Source organism: Streptomyces flavofungini (assembly GCF_041028215.1).
GTDB classification, from domain to species: domain Bacteria; phylum Actinomycetota; class Actinomycetes; order Streptomycetales; family Streptomycetaceae; genus Streptomyces; species Streptomyces flavofungini_B.
Genome location: NZ_JASKYR010001561.1, coordinates 1 through 323, shown reverse-complemented (window position 1 = coordinate 323; position 323 = coordinate 1). Strand labels below are relative to the sequence as shown.

The 323-nt window shown below is 73.1% G+C and carries 1 pseudogene; it reads right to left on the bottom strand.

The window, feature by feature from the left end:
• A pseudogene (locus tag AB8Z36_RS42185) lies at positions 1-323 on the bottom strand (glucarate dehydratase); the annotation flags it as partial.

Sequence of the window (323 nt, the reverse complement as noted above, 5' to 3'; positions counted from 1 at the left end):
AACAGATAGGCGCTGTACTCCACGGCGTCCCGCACCTTGCCGCCGAGCAGCGCGTGCACGGGCAGGCCGAGCGTCTTGCCGAGCGCGTCCAGGCAGGCGACCTCGAACCCGGAGACCACGGAGAGGCGCAGCTTGTCGGCGGTCTGCACGCCCCCCCCCCCCCCCCCCCCCCCCCCCCCCCCCCCCCCCCCCCCCCCCGCGACCGCCGTCCACGGCGATCCCGTCCGCACACATGAACAACCCGTTCACATCACTGACCGACCGCCCCACGATCCGCTCGCCCAACGGCCGAGCGATCTCCAGATACTTCCCGTCCCCATAGG